We start from the raw sequence: 20,033 nt of genomic DNA on the forward strand, positions 1-20,033 counted from the left end.
CGTCAGGTGGGAATGGCAACCTTGTCCAGCAACCGGTCGATGACCTGGTCGGCCGCCACGCCATCGGTGATCGCATCGTAGGAGAGCTGCAGGCGATGGCGCAGCACGGGGTGCACCACGGCGCGCACATTGTCGGGTGACACGAAATCCTGGCCTTGCAGCCAGGCGTGGGCGCGTGACACCCGGTCCAGGCTGATGCCGCCGCGCGGGCTGGCACCGATGCGGATCCAGCGCGCCAAATCAGGGTCATGCTCGCCGGGGTGGCGGGTGGCGTTGATCAGGTCGATCAGGTAGCGGTCAATGGCTTGGGACACATGCACCTGCGCCACTTCGCGGCGGGCGTCGAAAATCACCTGCTGGGCCAGGCGCGCCGGTTGTGCGGCCACCTCGTGGCTGGCCTGGTCCTCTTCACGTACCAGGCGTAGCACCTGGGTTTCGTCTTCAGGCCTTGGGTAATCGAGTTGCAGCTTCATCAGGAAACGGTCCATCTGCGCTTCGGGCAGTGGGTAGGTGCCTTCCTGTTCGATCGGGTTCTGGGTGGCCAGCACCATGAACAGCTTGTCCATGGGGTAGCTTTGCCCGGCCACGGTAATCTGGCGCTCTTCCATGGCTTCGAGCAAGGCCGCCTGGACCTTGGCCGGGGCGCGGTTGATTTCGTCGGCGAGGATAACATTGCCGAACAGCGGGCCGGGTTGAAAGCTGATTTTGTTGCCTTCGGCCGTCTGCTGCAGGATCTCGCCGCCGGTGATGTCCGAGGGCAGCAAGTCCGGGGTGAACTGGATGCGCCGCATTTGCGCCTCCAGGTGCGTGGCCAAGGCCTTGACCGTGCGGGTTTTGGCCAGGCCTGGCAGGCTTTCGAGCAGCACATGGCCATTGGCGAGCAGGCCCAGCAGGACATGGCGGATGGTTTCGGCCTGGCCCAGGACTTTTTCGGCGACCGAGGCTTCCAGGGCCTGGACGTGTTCGCGGGTGGTCACGGGTGCGGTCCTTGGAGTGGGTTGGCGGTCTGGTAAATCTAGCCGGGTGGGGGGTGGGTGCAATGGGGTGTCGTGAAGAGAGAATGGTGGGTGTTCGCGTTGAGGTGTTTGTCGCCTATTAGATCGAGCGCCGCCTTGCGGCGCATCGCGGATAAATCCGCTCCTACAGGGATTGCAGAACGCCTGTAGGAGCGAATTTATTCGCGATGCGCCGCAGGGCGGCGCTCGATCTCACCGCCAATACGGCTCGATCGCCTGTAGCCGCGGATCATCCGGCGCCACCTCACGCATCCGCTGCACATAAGGCAACGCCTGGTCCCGCTCCCCCTCCAGGGCATGCAGGTAGATCAGCGTGTACAGCAAATCGGCATTCTCCGGCGCTTGCTCCAGCCCACTGCGCAAAGCCGCGAGCGCTTCATCCCGGCGGTTCATGCGTGACAGCAGCAACCCTTGGTTGTAGCGAATCCGCGAATTGCCGGGCAACGCCACGGCGGCCTGCTCCATCCAGCCCACCGCCTCGTCCGGCTTGCTGCGTTCCACCAGCAGCAACGCCAGCATGTAGGCCAGGTTGCCATGGTCGGCTTCGGGCATCTTCTCCAGTGCCACGCCGTCACGCAGCAAGCGTTCGGCATCGTCAAAGTGCTGGGCGCTGCTGGCCAGCGTCACCAGGTTGACCCGGGCGGGCACAAAATACGGGTCCATCTTCAAAGCCTGGCGATACTCCGCCATCGCCTGCTCGTCGCGCCCCTGGCGTTGCAGCAGCACGGCCAGGTTGAGCCGCCCGCCGGGCAGGTCGGCATTGCTGCGCAGGCGCTGTTCGTACTCGGCAAGCAGCGGCGCAAACGTGGTCGGCAACTGCGCTGGCGGTACATCGGCCAACGCCCGCACAGCCTCGTCACGCACTGCCCGGGTGGGGTCTTCAAGCAACGGCAGCAGCGGTTGCAGGCGCTGCTCGGCCGGCAGGCTGGTAAAGCCGCCTACCGCATAGGCGCGCACCACGGCGTCCTTGTCCTGCAAGGCCCAGCGCAGGTTGCTGGTGGCAGCGGGGCCGATGTCCGCCAACTGGTCGGCGGCCGTGGCGCGGACAATCGCCGGGTTGCTCTTGTCGGCCAGCACATAGCCCAAACGGCTCAAGGTGGTGGACGGGTCTTCGCGCACGGCATGGAAGGCCTGCCCGTAATGGGCCGGGCGCTTGGGGTTGGCAAACCAGCTGTCGATGGCACTGGCGGCCCAGGCCGGCTTCTGGCCCTGGTGGCAGGTGGTGCAGGCGTCGGGGCCGGTGTCGGCAAGGTCGGGCCGCGGGATGCGGATGCTGTGGTCGCGCCGGGGGTCGACCACCATGTAGTTCTTGGTTGGCATGTGGCAGTTCACGCACTGTGCACCGGGCGAGCCGGCCGTGTGGTGATGATGCGCCGGGCTGTCGTAGTCCTTGGCTTGCAGGCCGGCGAAGCGAGCGGTGTTGGGCTGGGTGTTGTGGCATTGCACACACAGGCCGTTGCCTTCGATGCGAACCTTGGTGGTGTGCGGGTTGTGGCAGTCGGTGCAGGCAACCCCGGCCGCGTACATCTTGCTTTGGCTGAACGAGCCGAACTCGTATACCTCACCGTCGATCTGGCCGGCGTCATGGTACAGGCCGGTACGCAGCGTGGCCGGCAAGCTCTGGTCCAGCTGAGGGTGGCCCGGCAGCTGGCCGGTGCCCAGGCCTTGGCGGCGGCTGTGGCAATAGGCGCACTGCTCGACCTGGCCCTTGCTGCCCAACGCTTTGAAGTCCACGGCCAAACCTTGCGCCGGCGAGGCGCCAGGGTGCTCCTTGGCCCAGTCGACGTGGGCCTGGCCTGGCCCGTGGCAGCCTTGGCAACCGACATTCTGCTCCTGCCAGGTGCTGGCGAAGCTGTCTTTTTTGTCGTCATAGTTTTTGGCCAGCGCGGTGGAATGGCAGTCGGCGCACATGGCGTTCCAGTTCTGATAGCGGCCGGTCCAGTGCAAGGCGTCGCCAGGGGCGAAGCGCTGCCCCGGGTACAGCGAGAACCAGCGCTGCCCGCCTTGTGCGGCCGGGCGGCTGTCCCAGGCCACGGTCAGCGCCTGCAGGCGCCCGCGCGACAACGCCACCAGGTACTGCTGCAACGGCTCGAAGCCGAAGGTGTAGAGCACGCGAAAGTCGGCAGGCTTGCCATCTTCACCCTCGATGTTGACGTAATAGCCGTCGCCCTTGCGAAAGAAACGGGCCTTGACCCCGGCCTCGTCGAATTGCGCATTGTCGAAATTGCCAAGCACGTTGGCTGCCGTGGGCTCACGCAGTGCCCAGGCATGATCGGAATGCTGCCATTGGCTGGCCTGCTGGGCATGGCAACCCAGGCAACTGCCGGCATCGGCATAACCCTCGCGTTCGCTGGCCTGACGTGGCAGTTGGCCCTCGGCAATTGCCAGCGCTGGGCTAACCAGCACCAAGCCCAGCAGGCAGGTGCGCATCAGTGCCAATACCCACACCCTTGCCCGCGCAACCTGCACCATCGCATCGCTCCAGCGTCGGCCCCCGGTGCAGCGTAGTACACGCCGCGCGGGCTGCACGCAGTTGGGCAAAGCCGCGAAATCCTTCCTAACATGAATGCGTTGCAGCGTTTATGAAGCCTCTCAACAAGGAACCGAGAATGCCCATGCCCGTTGTTGGACACCGTTGCCTGACCGTGCTGCTGGCGCTGGCCAGCCTGACTGCACAGGCCGCCGAGCAGGACGCCCCGCAACCGATCCGCGTGCTGCTTGCCGCCGAGCTGGAAACCACCCTGTCCAGCCAAATGAATGGCACGCTGGGCGAACTGAAGACCAACTTCGGCGAGCACGTGGCCAAAGGTGCCACGCTCGCGCGCTTCAACTGCAACGAGGCCCAGGCCCGCAACAAGGTGGCCGGGGCCGAGCTGGCCATGGCCCGGCAGAACCTGCAGGCCAAGCAGCAACTGCGCAAGCTGGACGCGGTGGGCGACATCGAAGTGGCCGCCGCCAATACCGAAGTGCAAAAAGCCGATGGCGCCCGCGCCATGGGCGAGGCGCAGATGAGCTACTGCCAGGTGCTGGCGCCGTTTTCGGGGCATGTGGCCAAGGTGTACGTCAAACCGTATCAAACGGTCAGCGCGGGCACGCCGCTGTTCGATCTGGTCAGTGACGGCGCCCTGAAGGTGCGCCTGAACGTGCCGTCCAGCCAGTTGAAAAACCTCAGCCCCGGCCAGCCGTTGGAGGTGGACGTGCACGAGACGGGCAAAACCTACCCGGCCAAAGTCAGCGTGATCAACGCCCGGGTTGATGCCGTGGCGCAAACCGTGGAGTTGGAAGCGCGCTTCGACCAGCGTTTCCCTGAGTTGATGGCAGGCATGAGCGGCACCGCACGGTTTGCGCCATGACCATGAACCAGCCGCTGCCGCACCCGCAACTGCTGCTGCAACTGGACGCCCTGCGCGACAAGGCGATGGCGGCCGAGTCGCTGAACGCACTGGCCTTCAGCATGGCCAACGACCTGTATCCGCTGCTGCCGTTTCATCAGGCGCTGGTGTTCAGGCAGGCCAAGGGGGCGTTCGAGCTGCTGTGCGTGTCCGGGCTGGCACGCCCCACCGAGGACTCGCCCTACCTGGTGTGGCTGAAACGCGCCAGCCGCTGGCTGGGCGAACAGGTAAAAAACCCGCAACCGGCCTGGCTCACCCTGGCCAACGCCACGCCTCCCGCCGACATTGCCGAAGGCTGGGCCGAGTGGTGGCCTGCCGGCCTGTGGTGCATCCCGCTGCATGGGCCAACCGGCGAACGCCTGGGCCTGCTGATGGTGCTGCTCGAAGAACCGCCGCCCGCGATCCTGCCCAAGCACCTGGATGGCCTGACCCGCACCTGGGCGTATTGCTGGAACACCCTCACCCGCCGCCAACGCCTGAGCCGCTGGCGCCCCAGCCGACGCCAGGTGCTGCTGGCCGTGCTGCTGCTCGGCGGCTTGCTGCTGGTGCCGGTGCGCCAGACCGCCCTGGCACCTGCGCAAATCGTGTCGCGCCAGGCGCAGATCGTCACCTCCCCCATCGACGGCGTGATCGCCCAGGTGCTGGTGCGCCCCAATCAGCCGGTCGAGGCCGGCACGCCGCTGTTCACGCTGGATGAAACGACCCTGCGCAGCCGTGCCGACGTGCTGGGCAAAGAGGTGGCCGTGGCCGATGCCGAACTGCTCGCCGCCAGCCAGCGAGCCTTCGACAACCCGCAAAGCAAGGGCGAGCTGACCTTGCTGCAAGGCCGCGTGCAGCAGCGCCGTGCCGAACTGGCCGCCGTGCAGGCGCAGCTCAAGCGTACCCAGGTATTGGCGCCGCGGGCCGGGGTGGCGGTGTTCAGCGACCCCAACGACTGGCTGGGCAAACCGGTGTCCACCGGCGAGCGCATCATGCACGTGGCCGACCCGGCGCAACCGGCCATGCAGATCCAGCTCGCCGTGGCCGATGCCATCGCCCTGGAGCCGGGTGCCGAGGTCACGCTGTTTCTCACCGCCTACCCGCTGAGCCCGCTCAAGGGCAGCATCCTGGAAACCAGCTACCAGGCCAAGCCGACCGACGACGGCGTGGTGGCCTACCGCCTGCTGGCCAGCATCGACGAGCAGCCCGAACATGCCCGCCTCGGCCTGCACGGCACCGCCAAACTGTACGGCGGCCGGGTGATGCTCGGGTATTACCTGCTGCGCCGGCCGCTGGCCACGTTGCGCGCCTGGAGTGGCTGGTAATGCTCGACCCGGCCGACCTGCCGCTGCCGCCGCTGCGCGAGGACCTGCGCCTGTGCGATGCCGCCGACAACCGCGACGGTGAACCGGGGTGGATGATCCACGACACCGTGGTCAACCGTTTCTACCGCATCGGCTGGCTGGAGTTCGAGTGCCTGTTGCGCTGGGGCCAGTCGCCCCGGCAGATCAGCGAACAGGTGGCGCGCGACAGCGCCTTGAAACCGGATGTGGAACAGGTGCTGGAGCTGCGCGCCTTCCTCGAACACCACCACCTGCTACGCGCCGGGCCCGAACAACTGGGCAAGCTGCAGGCGCAGAGCGAAGCGCGCACCTGGTCGAGTTGGCGCTGGTGGTTGCACCATTACCTGTTCTTTCGCGTGCCGCTGCTACGCCCCCAAGCGGGCTTGCAACGTTTGGCCGGGGCGCTTGGCTGGCTGTTCCACCCATTGACCGGTTGGCTGGTGATCGGCTTGAGCCTGCTGGGCATCCTGCTGGTAATCCAGCAGTGGGACACCTTCACCCATGCCGTGGTCGAGTCGTTTTCCACTGAAGGCCTGTTCAGCTTCGCCCTGGCCCTGATCGTGGCCAAGACCTTGCACGAGCTGGGCCATGCGCTGGTCGCCACGCGCCTGGGTTTGCGGGTGGGGCACATGGGGGTGGCTTTTCTGGTGTTGTGGCCGATGCTGTACACCGACACCGGCGAAAGCTGGAAGCTCAAGCATTCGCGCCAGCGCCTGGCGATCGCTTCGGCGGGCATCGCCACCGAGCTGTCGCTGGCGGGCCTGGCGACGCTGGGCTGGGCGCTGTGCGACGACGGCGCGCTGCGCAATGCCTTGTTGTACCTGGCCACCACCAGTTGGGTGCTGTCGCTGGCGCTCAACGCCAGCCCGTTCATGCGCTTTGATGGCTACTTCATCCTCAGCGACCTGCTGGACTTCCCCAATCTGCACGAACGGGCCTCGGCGCTGGCCCGGGTGGCCCTGCGACGCAACCTGCTGGGGCTGCACGAGCCGTGGCCGGAGCCGTTCCCCAGCCACCAGCGGCGTTTGCTGGTGGCCTTTGCCTTCGCTACCTGGCTGTACCGTTTGGTGCTGTTTCTGGGCATCGCCGTGGCGGTGTACCTGTTCTTCTTCAAGCTGTTGGGGATCGTACTGTTCATGGTCGAAATCGCCTGGTTCATCGCCCTGCCGGTCAAACGCGAACTGAGCCACTGGTGGCAGCAACGGTCGCGCATTCCAGGGCAACGCAAGCGGCTGTTCTACCTGTGCCTGGCGCTGGGTGTGCTGGCCTTGGCGGTGCCATGGCACAGCCAGGTGGATGCCGTGGGTGTGGCCCGGGCCGAGCATCAGTTGCGCGTGTACACGCCCTACCCTGCACGCTTGCAGAGCCTGCGCGAGCAGGGTGAGGTAAAAGCTGGCGAAGTGCTGGCGACGCTGAACGAGCCGGACCTGGACTCACGCCTGCGCAGCAGCGAGGCCACCGCACGCAGCTACCAGGCACGGCTGTCGGGCCTGCTGGCCGACCCGGCCGGGCTGAGCGTGGACGCCGCCACCCAGCAACGCCTGAACGTGCAGAACGAAGAGGCCCGCTCGGCGCGGGTGGAAATGGCCCGCCTGAATTTGCAGGCGCCGTTTGCCGGCATCTGGCTGGACCGCGACCCCGACTGGCGTCCGGGGCAGTGGGTCAACCGCCAGGAGCCGCTGGGCATTCTCATCGACCCTGGCCGCTGGCAAGTGGATGCCTATGTAGCCCAGGACCAGGTGCACCACCTTGCCGTAGGCAACAGCGTGCGCTTTTACCCCGACGGCCAGCCCACCGCGCTGCAGGGCAAAGTGCTGGCCATCGGCAGTACACGCGCCAATCAACTGGCCCACCGCATGCTGTCGTCGCACTTTGGCGGGCCGGTGGCAACGGGCAACCAACCGCTGGTGCCGACCCATGCGGTGTTTCAGGTGCTGATTGCGCTGGATGAACCGCTGGTTGGCCTGCACGAAACGCGGGGCAGGCTGAAGATCGACGGGGAGCGGCGCTCAATCTCACCGGCGACAAACACCTCACGGCCCCCTCATCAACCCACGCACCAAAATGGTAATTCCGGTCTACGCTTGCGAATCTGGCGTTGAACTTCCGAACAGGTAGTCATCATGGACATGAAGAGCAGAGCCGGTCTAGCCGCTGCATTGCGCCCACGGTCACAAACCCTGGCCCTTGAGCAGCGCATCCTGTTCGACGGTGCCGCCGCCGCGGCCGTCGACCAGCAGCACAGCGCCCCCAGCCACGCCGAGGCCAAGGACACGGCCCACCCAGCCCCCACCGCCAGCGAGGCGCAAACCACCGCTGCACCGGCCGCCCAACCACGCAACCTGGTGGTAATCGATGCCCGCGTGGAAAACCGCGACCAACTGGCCGCCAACCTGCCTGCAGGCACAACGGCGCTGGTGGTCGACGCCGGCCAGGACGCCATCGCGGCCATCAGTACTGCCCTGGCGCAACTGGGCAAAGTCGATTCCATCCAGGTGTTCTCCCACGGCGCCGCCGGGCAGTTCACCCTGGGCAACCAGGTGTTCACCCAGCAAACCGTCGAGCAATTGGGCGACCGCCTGAGCAGTTGGCGCAGCGAGCTCAACGCTGGCGCCGACATCCAGCTGTACGGCTGCGACGTGGGCGCCGGCAGCAGTGGCCAGGCCCTGGTCAACGAACTGGCGCGCTGGACTGGCGCCGACGTGGGCGCCTCCAGCAATGCCACCGGCAGCCAGCTGGCAGGCGGTGACTGGCAGTTGGAAGTCAGCAACGGCGACGTGGACAAGTCCATCGCCCTGGCCGCCTCGACCCTGGCCAGCTTCCAGGGGCTGCTGGCCGATGCCAGCCCCACCGCCAACCTGAGCAGCGGCGGCGCCGAGGTGCAACTGGGCGAGCAGTTCACCTTTACCGTCAGCTTCACCAACCCCTCCACCCAGGAAGGCTACGCGCCGTACATCGACCTGTTCATGCCCGCCACCGGGCGCGACGGCGACGATGGCGCCACGTTCGTTTCCGCCACGTACCTGGGCCAGGCGGTGAACAGCTTCGTCATCACCTTTGACGCCAACGGCAACGCCACTCACCCCTTGGCCAAGGACGCCAGCGGCAATGCCCTGGTGATCAACGCCGCCAGCGTCGGCATGAAGCCGGGCGACCAGATGGTGGTGCTGCAACTGCCCTATGCCAGCGTCACCAGTGGCCAGCCGAGCATCGACATCCAGATCACCGGCCTGCTCAGCAACCTGGCCGACACCACCTACTCGGACGGCGCACCCAACCTCACCATCAATGCCCGCGCCGGCTTCGAGTACGGCAACGATTCGCTGAACAACCCCGTGCAGGACCCGAGCCTGGTGGAAGCCTCGCTGCACAGCTTCATCGTCACCCCGACCCTGCTGAAGGTGACGCAAACGGTCAACATGCCCGAAGGCGAAACCGTCACCGGGCCCAACTACACCCGCACCCAGACCGTCACCGTCACCCCCGCCCCGGGGCAGACCCTGACCAACGTCACCGTCACCCAGACCGTGCCCGACCAGGTGCACGTCAGTGCCATCACGCCGGGCGCGGGTGGCACCCTGACATCCGTCACCCTGCACGACGGCCGGGTGCTGACCAACCCCGCCGCCATCGCCGCGGCGCTGGCCGACCCCAACGTGTTCGTCGAGAGTTACAGCATCCACTACGACACCCTCAGCGCCGCCAGCGAAACCCAGGTGAGCTTCTACGTGCCGGAGATCGACGCCAATGGCTCGCCCGTGCTCGACCCGGCCACCGGCAACCCGGTGACCATCAACTTCGGCACCGCCAGCGTCACCGGCGACTGGAACCCGCTCGACCCCCGCGACCGCCCCACCGACCCCGACGGCTACCCGTTCAGTGAAACCGGCAACGGCCAGGGCGTGACCTTCGTGGCCAAGTCCATCACCCTGCTCAAGGCGGTAGACCTGCAAAACGACGTCGGCACCCCCGGCCTGACCCCTGGCGACACCCTGCGCTACACCATGGACGTTGCCATTTCCGACTTCTTTGCCTTTGGCGAGAACATCCTCGAACAAGGCCAGTTCACCGTCACCGACCTGCTCAGCGATGGCCAGACGTTCAGCACAGCCAACCCGCCCACCCTGTTGCTGCAGGGCAATGGCGCCACGTTGAGCATTGCCCTGATCTACACCCAGACGGTGAATGCCGATGGCAGCACCACCCTGGTGTTCGACATTGCCGAATCGATACGCCAGGCGGTGGCCGGCCCGGGCGTGGCCGCGCTGTTTGGCGACCTGTACGACGACACCGAACAGAACGGCGCTACCGGCCTGCGCATCGTCTACGACGCCACGGTCGACACCACCTACACCAGCGACCACCCGCCCCACGACCAGCTCAACGAAGGCGACAGCGTGGGCAACAACGCCACCGTGGCGGCCACGGTGCTACGCGATGCGCTGAACATCGGCAGCACGCAGACCGACGGCTCCAGCACCACCAGCACCATCCAGACCTCCACCGTGGACATCGAACTGACCCAGGTGAACAACGGCACCCCGCCCGCCAATGGCGAACTGCGCCCGGGCGATGTGGTGACCTTCACCATCACCTACGACCTGCTGATCGCCGACTACGAAAACTTCAAGCTCACCGCCTACCTGCCGCTGCCGCTGCTCAACGCCACCGGCATTACCTGGAGCTTCGGTAACGGCGTGGGCCAGTGGAGCTTCGGCAGCGGCAACAACATCCCCGATGTGCCCGACAGCGTCACCACCGGCCCGGGCAACTCCATCGTTTTCGACTTCGGCAACTTCGTATCGGGCGGCCTGAATGGCGGCACCGTGCAAGTGCAGTTCACCATGGTGGTGGGCGACCAGCCATTTGCCGACCAGCGTGAACTGGACGTACTGGCGCAGTCGAGCCAGACCACCACGGTGGACAAGGATGTGCTGGTGTCCTCCGACGTAGCGGTGATCGAATCGGTGGCCGAGCCAGTGCTGGACATCAAGCACGGCGTGGTCAGCAGCAGCAATGGCACGGTTACCGGCACCACCGGCAGCTGGAATGCCCCGGGCACCGGCGGCGTGCCGTTCAGCGGCAGCGTCACCAGCCTGGCGGCGGTGGACGGCAACGTCAGCGGCATCGACGGCGCCGACACCCTGCGCCTGGCCACGGCCATCAAGAACACCGGCGGTGGCGGCGCCTTTGACGTGAGCACCAGCGTCACCCTGCCCAGCGGCCTGGCCTTTGTTGGCGGTAGCCTGAGTGCCGCCAACCTGCAGATTTTCCGGGGTGACGGCACGCAACTGGTGCTGGGCACCGACTACAGCGTCAGCGGCAACACCATCACCTTCCTCGACGCCAACGGCCAGGCCACCCTGCTGGCCGGGCGCGCAGGCACGGCCAGCGACCTGTCCGGCGCCAACGTGGTGGTGATTACCTACGACGTCACGGTAAACGCCGCGATCCTGGCCTCCAGCACCCTGCAAAGCAGCGCCGCGCTGACCAACTACGCCAGCGTCAACGGCGGCCAGGACTTCACCCCTACCGACCTGGTAGAGGTTGCCGACCAGCAAGTGGCCGCGCCGAGCATCACCAAAACCTACCAGAACGGCAGCCTCAGCGACGACGACTCCAGCGCTTCGCACACCACCGGCAGCAACCTGGTGATTGGCGAGAGCATGACCTACGACATCGTGGTCAACCTGCCCGAAGGCTTTACCGGCAGCCTGCGCATCAACGACCTGATTCCGCCCGGGCTGCGCCTGGACCCGCGCTTCAACGGCAACCTGGGCTTCCAGATCATCACCACCGTGGCCGGCAGCGCGGCGCTCGGCGCCGACTTCAACGGCACGCTCAACGTCAACCCGGTCACCCTGGACGGCAGTGACGGCGCCGACCTGATGCTGGTGTTCAGCAGCGCAGGCGCAACCGCCGACAACGATACCGGCAACAACAGCTTCGTCATCCGCCTGGTGCTGGTGGCCAGCAACGTGCCCGGCAACCAGCAAGGCACCACGCTGAACAACGGCGCGCAGTTGGTGTACAGCGATCCCGACGGCGATACCCCCAATGGCACCGCGCCAGCCGAGCGCAGCGTGATCAGTGCCCAACAGCCCAGCGTGACCATTGTCGAACCCACACTCACGGTCACCCAGCAGATCACCTCGACGCCGGTGTTCGGCGGGTATGAAGACGGCGATGTGGTGGACTTCGAAATCGTCATCAGCAACACCTCCGGGGTCAATGCGTTCGACATCAGCCTGCTTGACGGGCTGCCGACCGAACTGAGCGGCATCACCCTGACCGGTGTGGTGTACAGCGGCGGCGCCAGCAACAACGGCGGCGCCGACTTCATCATCCAGAACGGCCAGCTGATCAGTGTCAGCGGTGCGAACATCGACATCACCAACGGCGGCAGCATCACCCTGCGCCTGACCGGCACCGTGAATGCAACCGCTGCCGGCCAGGCGGCCTTCCCCAACGCGGTGGAGGTACGCTGGACCAGCCTGGACGGCACCAACAACACGGTCGACATCACCAGCGGCGAGCGCAGCGGTGAAGACGGTGTACTCAATGGCGGCACCCTGAACGATTACCGGCTCAATTCGCTGCTGCTGTTCCCGGTCAGCAACGGCATCCGTATCAGCCGGGTGGGCGGCGTGGCCGACACGGCCCCGGCCACCAACAGCAGTGGCGCCACCGACACCAGCGGCCTCAGCGAAAACGTGGTGGTTGGCGAAATCGTGCGCTACCGCGTGGCGGTGCTTGTGCCCACGGGCGACAACCCGGATTACCAGATCCGGATCGAGCTGGCAGCAGGCCTTGAGTTTATCCCGGCCAGCCTCAACGACATCCTGATCGCGTTCGTCTCCAACACCCCCGCCGGGCTCACCAGCGATGCGCTCAACCTGATCAGCAGCGGCACCCTGAGCATGCAGGGCAACGAGCTGAGCGACGTGACCCAGGGCATTCAGCCCGACCTGTCCGGCGCCGTACCCACCGGGGTATTCGACATCAACAACGGCCGGCTGGTGATCGTGACCAACGCCGATGGCAGCCAGACGGTAACCTTCAACCTGGGCAACCTGACCAACACCGAAATCAACGACCCCGACGTCGAAGGCGTGGTGCTGGAGTTCAACGTGCGGGTCAGCAACGTGGCCAGCAACCAGTCGGGGGCCAACCTTGGGGTTACGGCCCACGAACACGTCGGCCTCAACGGCGGCGTGGACCGCGGCGTGAGCGACACGGTGTTCGAACGCGTGGTCGAACCCAGCTTCACCGGCCTGGACAAGACCGTGATCGACGTGGCGCCGGGCAGTGGCACCACCACCGCCACGGTGTCGGTCAGCTTCACCCAGAACGGCGAAGTGCCCGCCTACAACACCCACCTGGCCGACCAGTTCCCCAACGGCAGCAACTACCAGGTGCAGAGCATCCTGCTCAACGGCGTGGCCATTGACCTGGACAACCCGCCGGCGGGTGTAAGCTTCAGCCAAGGTACCGGCATCACCCTGGACTTCGAGCGCCTGGCGCCGAACGACAGCGTGCAGGTGATCTACACGGTTGTCCTGCCCAACGTCACCATCGCCGACAACGCCGCCAGCGCCGCCGTGCTGACCTGGACCAGCCTGCCCACCGACTTCGAAACCGACGGTTGGAGCGGCTCGCTGCCCGACACCGCAGGGGGTGCCGCTGGCGAGCGCACCGGCCAGGACGGTGCCAGCGGGTTGAACAACTACATCCTCAGCGACGGCGCCGGCATGGGCGTGATTCAAGGCACCCTGTGGGACGACACGCGCAGCGCCACCGACAGCGTCACCCCCGATGGCACGGGCCTGGACGGCATTGCCGTGACCCTGACCTGGGCCGGCGACGACGGCCAGTTCGGCAATGCCGACGACCGCACGTTCACCACCGTCACCGCCAATGGCGGCCTGTACCAGTTCGCCCTGCTGCCCTCGGGGAGTTACCTGGTGGTGGTGGCCCAGGACCATCAGGCCAGCGCCAACAACAATTACCGGGTGCGCATCGACACCGACACTGCTGCCGCCATCGCCGGGCTTGGCAGCATCAACCTCAACCTGGGCGAAGGCAGCACCGGCACCGCCGATGCCGGTTACGTGCACCTGAACGAAGCGCCGGTCAACACCGTCGCCGACCAGCACGGGGCCGAAGACACCGTGCTGCACCTGACCGGGCTGGCCATCAGCGATGTGGATGTTAACGCCGGCAATGCCGACGGAGTGATGACCATAACCCTGAGCGTGCTGCACGGCGTGCTCTGGCAAAGCGCCACGCCCCCCGCCGCCAACGCCACCCCGCCGACAGGCGCGGGGCGCAGCCTGGTGCTCACCGGCACGCTGGCCGAGCTGAACGCAGCCTTGGGCCAGCTCTATTACAAGGGCGATCAGGACTTCAACACCTTCCGCGAGGTGGAAACCCTGACCATGGTCACCAATGACCAGGGCAACTTCGGTGACCATCCCACCAGTGGCGACGGCATCCCGGGGCAGAACCCGGCCGATGCGCTGACCGACACCGACGTGTTCAATATCGTGCTCGACCCGGTCAACGATGCGCCCATTGCCCACAACGACCAGTACATCGCCGTGGAAGCCGGCGGCCTGAACAACGCCGACCCCGGCACCAACCCCACGGGCAACGTGCTGGACAACGACACCGACGTGGACATCCAGACCAACGACGATTTTCTCACCGTCACGCAGATCGCCGGCCCCAACAACCCGGGAGGCATCGCCGTGGGTGGCAGCGCGGTCACCACGATTCAGGGCCTTTACGGCACCCTGTTCATCACCGAGACGGGCGCCTTCCAGTACATCGTCAACAATGACGACCCCGCCGTGCAGGCGCTGCGTACATCGGGCGACTTCCTCAGCGAAGTGTTCGTCTACGACATCATCGACAGCGGCGGCCTGGGCAGCCGGGCGCAGTTGCTGATCAACATCCACGGGGCCAACGACACCCCCATTGCCAGCGGCGATGTCGGCATCGCCATTGAGGCCGGCGGTACCAACAACGGCACCCCCGGGCAAGACGCCACGGGCAACGTGCTGGACAACGACACCGACGTGGACTCGGTGGCCCTGGGCGAAACCAAAGCTGTTAACGCCGTGCGCTACGACGGCCCCGGTGGCGGCCGGATCATCCCGATCAGCAGTGGCTCGGCGACCAACATACTGGCGGCGTTCGGTACGCTCACCGTCAACGCCGACGGCAGCTACCGCTACGTCATCGACAACAGCAATGCCGCGATCCAGGCCCTGTCCCCCGGCGACACGCTGGTGGAGCAGTTCACCTACCAGATGGTCGATGCCGGTGGCTTGAGTTCGGTGAGCGTGCTGGTGATCACCATTCAGGGGGCCAACGACGCACCCGTGGCCGTGGACGACCGTGGCAGCGCCACGGCAGGCGCCAGCGATGGCAGCCCGGCCCCGGTCAACGCCAACGGCAACGTGATCACCGGCAACAATGGCGTGGGTACCGATACCGACGTCGACAACGGCGACCAGCCCACCGCCACCCAGCTGAAGGTGGACGGTGTGCGCAGCGGCCTGGAAAGCACAGGCGGCACACTCAGCCCTGTTGCTAGCGGTGCCCCGGCGTCGATTGCCGGCACCGTGGCGCGGCTGGCCGACAACAGCCTGATCAGCGGCAACTTCGGCCAATTGGTGCTCAACGAAGACGGCACCTACAGCTTCACCGTGAACAGCGCCGACCCGGCCATTCTTGCGCTGAGTGCCGGGCAAAGCCTGGAAGTGATCTTCACTTACCAGATACACGACAGCGGCGGGCTGACCGACCAGGCGCAACTGGTGATCACCGTTACCGGCGTCAACGACCCACCCGTGGTCAACCCGGTCACGGTAGATGCCGTCGAAGCCGGCGGCCTGAACAACGCCACTCCAGGCCTGGACCCCAGCGGCAGCATCCGCGGCGCCTACAGCGACCCCGATGGCGACACCCTGACCATCACCGGTGTGATCAACCCCAGCGGCACCAATGGCACGGTGGGCCAGAGCCTGGCCGGCAACTACGGCAGCCTGGTGCTCGATGCCCAGGGCAACTACCGCTACGTGGTGGACAACGCCAACAGCGCCGTGCAGGCCCTGCGCACCGATGCCGACCGGCTGACCGAGGTGTTCCAGTACAGCGTCAGCGATGGCAATGGCAAAACCGTCACTGCCACCTTCACCGTGGTCATCCACGGCCGCAACGACACCCCCGTCGCCGCCAATGACAGCGCCATCGCCATCGAGGCCGGCGGCACCAACAACGGCACCCCGGGCCAGGCCGGCAGCGGCAATGCCCTGGCCAACGACCAGGACGTGGACGCCGGCGACAGCAAGGCCGTGGACGGCATCTACCTGGGCACCCTGGCGGCGGGCGGCACCTTCGTGCAAGTCAACGCCGGCGCCACGACCCTTGCTGGCAACTACGGCACCCTGAGCATCGATGCCAACGGCAACTACGTGTACACCGTCAACGACAGCCTGGCCGCCGTGCAGGCACTGAAGGCGGGCGAAAGCCTGAGCGAAACCTTCAGCTACCGCATGCACGACACCGCGGGCGCCAGCTCGCAGGCGCAAATCAACATCACCATTGAGGGCCGCTACGATGCGCCGGTGGCGCACGACGACATCGGCTACGCCGTGGCCACCGACGACGACGGCAACGGCGGGCGCAGCCCCAGCGGCAATGTGCTGAACAACGATACCGACGTGGATGCCAACGACACCAAGACAGTCACCGCCGTGGGCGTGGGCGCCGAGAGCAGCAACCCGACCCTGGACCCGCTCACCGGCACCGCCACGGTCACCACCAACTACGGCACGCTCACCCTCAACGCCAACGGCACCTACCAGTTCGTGGTCAATTCCAGCGACCCCGACATCATCGCGCTGGGGCCATTGGGCTTCGTCATCCAGCGTTACACCTACCAGGTCACCGACGGCGGCGGCCTGAGCGACACGGCCACCCTGTATATCCTGATCCGCGGCGAAAACCAGCCACCGGTGGCCAACCCGGATCAAGGCCTTGCCATCGAAGCCGGCGGCCTGGGCAACAACATCCCCGGCAGCAACCCGGCCGGTAACGTGATGGACAACGACACCGACCCCGACAGCATCAACATCCTGGTGCCGGAAACCCTTGAAGTGCTGGCCTTCTGGAGCGGCGACGGCCCGTTGCCCAACAACGCAGCCCTGACCGGGCAAACCCTGCGCGGCCAGTACGGCGACCTCACGCTGAACGCCGACGGCACCTGGAGCTACACACTGGACAACAGCCTGGCGGCAGTGCAGGCCCTGCGCGTCAGCGGCCAAACCCTGACCGACAACTTCAGCTACCTGCTGACCGACCTGTGGGGCGGCACCGCCAACGGTTTGCTGACCATCACCATCGACGGGCGCAATGACTTCCCCGTGGCCAACGACGACACGGCAGCCGCGGTGGAAGCCGGTGGCGTGAACAACGGCACCGCTGGCGTGGACCCACGCGGCAACGTGCTGGATAACGACACCGACGTGGATGGCGTGCAGTACGGCGAAACCAAAACCGTGGTGCAGTACACCGGCGAAAACGGCCAGGTCGCCACTGCCGGCCAGGTGCTGCAAGGCCTGTACGGTACGCTGCTGATCAACGCCGACGGCAGCTACCAGTACGTGGTCGACAACAGCAACCCGACCGTGCAGGCCATGCGCACCGCGGGCGAAGCGCTGCGCGAGGTGTTCACTTACCGCATGCGCGACACCGCTGGCGTGACCTCGGACGCCCGCCTGACGGTCACCCTCCAGGGCGCCAACGACAACCCCGTGGCCCGCGACGACAGCAACTTCGCCAGCGACCAGGTGCCCGCCCCACAGACCAGCGGCAACGTGCTGCCCAACGACAGCGACGTGGACGGCGGTGACAGCCTGACCGTGACCGGCATCCGCACTGGCCAGGAAGGTGCCGGCGGCACAGCGGGCGTGGTCGGCCAACCGATCGCCGGCCGCTACGGCACGTTGGTGCTCAATGCCGATGGCAGTTACACCTACACCCTCGACCTCAGCAACCCAGATGTGCTGGCGGCGGCTGGCCTTGGCCAAGTACTGCAGGATTACTTCACCTATACGATCAGCGATTTGGCGGGCGCTACCGACCAGGCGCAATTGACCATCACGCTGGACATATCCAGCCCGTACATTCCGCCAGGCCCGTACCTGGACCGCGACAGCCGCAACGGTCAAGGCGGCCTGCCGCTGCCGAGCGTAACGCCGGCGATCTTCGTGGCGCCGGTGGTTGAACGGGTGAACCAGGCCTTGACCCTGTCGGCGTGGGACGCCGACGGCAGCAACGTGCAGTTGTTTGCCACCCCTGAAATCGAGAGCCAGTCGCTGGGCGCCCAACTGGGCCAGGTCAACGGCCAGTTCGTGGCCCAGGCCGTGGCCAACAGCCGCCAGGCCAGCAGTGAAGACAAGAACTGGGTGGATGGGCGCCAGGGGGTCATCAGCCTGACCGCCGATGGCCTGCTGCCCGACCCGTCCCTGTGGGCACCACTCCCCCGCGACATGGTGCCCGAACAACAGCGTGCACAGCCTGCCAATGGCTTCCGCGCGCAATTGCGCGAGGCCGCCGAGCGGCGCGGCAGCAATGCGCCCTGACGCCGACGCCTCATCACGGATTGAACAAGGACAGCCTATGCCAGTATCGACATTGAGAAGCCTGAGCACCGTCACCGCCCTTGGCCTGCTGCTCGGTGCCTGCTCGGCCTTCGAGCCCAAACCCTACACCGAAGACGAAATGCGCCAGCGTGTGATCGAAGACCAGGCGCGCATGTACAAGGAGCAAGAGCCGGTCAACGGCCCGATCACCTTCTACGAAGCCTCGGCGCGGGCCTTGAAGTACAACCTCGACTACCGCCTGAAACTGCTGGAAAGCGCGCTGGCCTCGGACCTGCGCGATGTGTCCAGCCACGAAATGCTGCCACGGCTGGTGGCCTCGGCGGGCTATGCCGGGCGCAACAACGACTCTGGCGGTACCTCCATCGGCATTGAAGACCGCCAGGTCAGCTTGCGCCCGTCCACCTCCGAAGAGCGCTACCGCACGTTGTACAGCCTTGGCCTGTCGTGGAGCCTGCTGGACTTTGGCGTGGCTTACTTTCGCACCCAGCAAAAAAACGACCAGATGCTGATGGCCGAAGAGCGCCGCGAAAAAGTGGCGCAGAACGTGCTGCAGGATGTGCGCAATGCCTACTGGCGCGCCCTCGGCGCCCAGCGCCTGCTGCCGGAAGTAGACGGCCTGCTGATGCGCACCCACCGCGCCCTGACCTCGGCGCGTGAGGCCGAAGGCAAAGGCCTGCTGCCGCGCCAGGACATCCTGGCCTATCAGCGCGCCCTGCTCGACTCGGTGTACATGCTCACCGTGCGCCGCCAGGACCTTGAGTTTGCCCGCGCCGAGCTGGCCGCACTGATGTCGCTGCCGCCGAACACCCGCATGGTGCTGGCCGACGGCAGCGAGCAGCCATTGCCGCTGCTAAATGGCAACCTGGAAAAGCTTGAACGCCTGTCACTGGAGCACCGCCCGGAAATCATGGAAGAGTGGTACCGCAAGCGCGTGAGCATGAACGACCTGAAAATCGCCAAAGCCCAGCTTTGGCCGAACGTGAGTTTCAACTACGGCTACGAGTACGACTCCAACAAGTACCTGTACAACAGCGACTGGAACCAGACCGGCATCAACGTTTCGATGAACCTGCTGCGCCTGCTGCAGTACCCGGACATCAATCGGGCCGAAGAGAGCCAGGCCAAGGCCGACGACATGCGCCGCACGGCGTTGTCGATGGCGATTTTGACCCAGGTGCGCGTGGGCCTTTTGCGTTACCAGCTGGCCCGCCAGGAAGTGGACTTTGCCGATGAAAGCCTTCGTGTGGACCAGAGCCTGCTCGATTACGCGCGTTCCTCGCGCAGTGCGGCGCTGGGCAGCGAACTGGAGCTGATCCGCGCCGAAGGCCGGCTGCTGCTGTCACGGTATCAGCGCGAGGCGGCGTACTCCGATGCCCAGGCGGCGTGGGGGCGGTTGTACAACTCGGTGGGGTTTGAGGTGATGCCCAAGGAAATCGAGCAGCATGATGTGAAGACCTTGGCGCGGGAGATTCAGCGCACGGTGGAGCAGCAGACGCAACAGAACCTGCTGGCCACCGGGCCTTAGGGATGGCACGGGCTTTGCCCTTGATCGCGGCTGAAGCCGCTCCTACAGGGGAACGCAACCTCCTTTAGCAGCGGATTTATCCGCGATAGGCGGTGTTCTGAACC

General features: G+C 66.0%; 7 protein-coding genes. 5 read left to right on the forward strand and 2 right to left on the reverse strand.

Features of this window, described 5'->3' with window-relative positions; translation table 11 throughout:
- Nucleotides 1-2: 2 nt before the first annotated feature.
- Complete coding sequence (locus PVV54_RS16050) at nt 3-977, reverse strand: AAA family ATPase (RefSeq protein ID WP_274906203.1); 975 nt, start codon at nt 975-977, stop codon at nt 3-5.
- A 231-nt stretch (nt 978-1,208) separates the two neighbouring features.
- Nucleotides 1,209-3,488 (reverse strand): tetratricopeptide repeat protein, encoded by a 2,280-nt coding sequence (locus PVV54_RS16055; RefSeq protein WP_274906204.1) that lies wholly within the window; start codon nt 3,486-3,488, stop codon nt 1,209-1,211.
- Between the two features lie 137 nt (nt 3,489-3,625).
- Between PVV54_RS16055 and PVV54_RS16060 the strand changes: the two genes are divergently transcribed.
- Genes PVV54_RS16060 through PVV54_RS16080 form a run of 5 tightly spaced genes read left to right on the forward strand, consistent with a single transcriptional unit; the run spans nt 3,626 to nt 19,929 of the window.
- Nucleotides 3,626-4,369, forward strand: coding sequence for an efflux RND transporter periplasmic adaptor subunit (locus tag PVV54_RS16060; protein WP_274906205.1), 744 nt, complete (start codon nt 3,626-3,628; stop codon nt 4,367-4,369).
- Nucleotides 4,366-5,712 carry an efflux RND transporter periplasmic adaptor subunit gene (locus PVV54_RS16065; protein ID WP_274906206.1) on the forward strand — a complete coding sequence of 449 codons (1,347 nt, stop codon included), beginning with the start codon at nt 4,366-4,368 and terminating at the stop codon, nt 5,710-5,712. Before PVV54_RS16060 ends, PVV54_RS16065 begins: the two co-directional genes overlap by 4 nt.
- Nucleotides 5,712-7,832, forward strand: coding sequence for an HlyD family efflux transporter periplasmic adaptor subunit (locus PVV54_RS16070; protein ID WP_274906207.1), 2,121 nt, complete (start codon nt 5,712-5,714; stop codon nt 7,830-7,832). Before PVV54_RS16065 ends, PVV54_RS16070 begins: the two co-directional genes overlap by 1 nt.
- A 21-nt stretch (nt 7,833-7,853) precedes the next feature.
- Complete coding sequence (locus PVV54_RS16075) at nt 7,854-18,383, forward strand: VCBS domain-containing protein (protein ID WP_274906208.1); 10,530 nt, start codon at nt 7,854-7,856, stop codon at nt 18,381-18,383.
- 37 nt (nt 18,384-18,420) lie between these two features.
- On the forward strand, nt 18,421-19,929 hold the full coding sequence (locus PVV54_RS16080; RefSeq protein ID WP_274906209.1) for a TolC family protein: 1,509 nt from the start codon (nt 18,421-18,423) through the stop codon (nt 19,927-19,929).
- The last annotated feature ends 104 nt before the right edge of the window (nt 19,930-20,033 follow it).

It is taken from the genome of Pseudomonas sp. PSKL.D1 (assembly GCF_028898945.1).
GTDB lineage: Bacteria > Pseudomonadota > Gammaproteobacteria > Pseudomonadales > Pseudomonadaceae > Aquipseudomonas.

Coding starts and splice junctions, on each gene's coding strand:
- PVV54_RS16055 (WP_274906204.1), bottom strand. CDS start 3,488: ATGGTGCAGGTTGCGCGGGCAAGGGTGTGGGTATTGGCACTGATGCGC.
- PVV54_RS16065 (WP_274906206.1), top strand. CDS start 4,366: ATGACCATGAACCAGCCGCTGCCGCACCCGCAACTGCTGCTGCAACTG.
- PVV54_RS16075 (WP_274906208.1), top strand. CDS start 7,854: ATGGACATGAAGAGCAGAGCCGGTCTAGCCGCTGCATTGCGCCCACGG.
- PVV54_RS16080 (WP_274906209.1), top strand. CDS start 18,421: ATGCCAGTATCGACATTGAGAAGCCTGAGCACCGTCACCGCCCTTGGC.
- PVV54_RS16070 (WP_274906207.1), top strand. CDS start 5,712: ATGCTCGACCCGGCCGACCTGCCGCTGCCGCCGCTGCGCGAGGACCTG.
- PVV54_RS16060 (WP_274906205.1), top strand. CDS start 3,626: ATGCCCATGCCCGTTGTTGGACACCGTTGCCTGACCGTGCTGCTGGCG.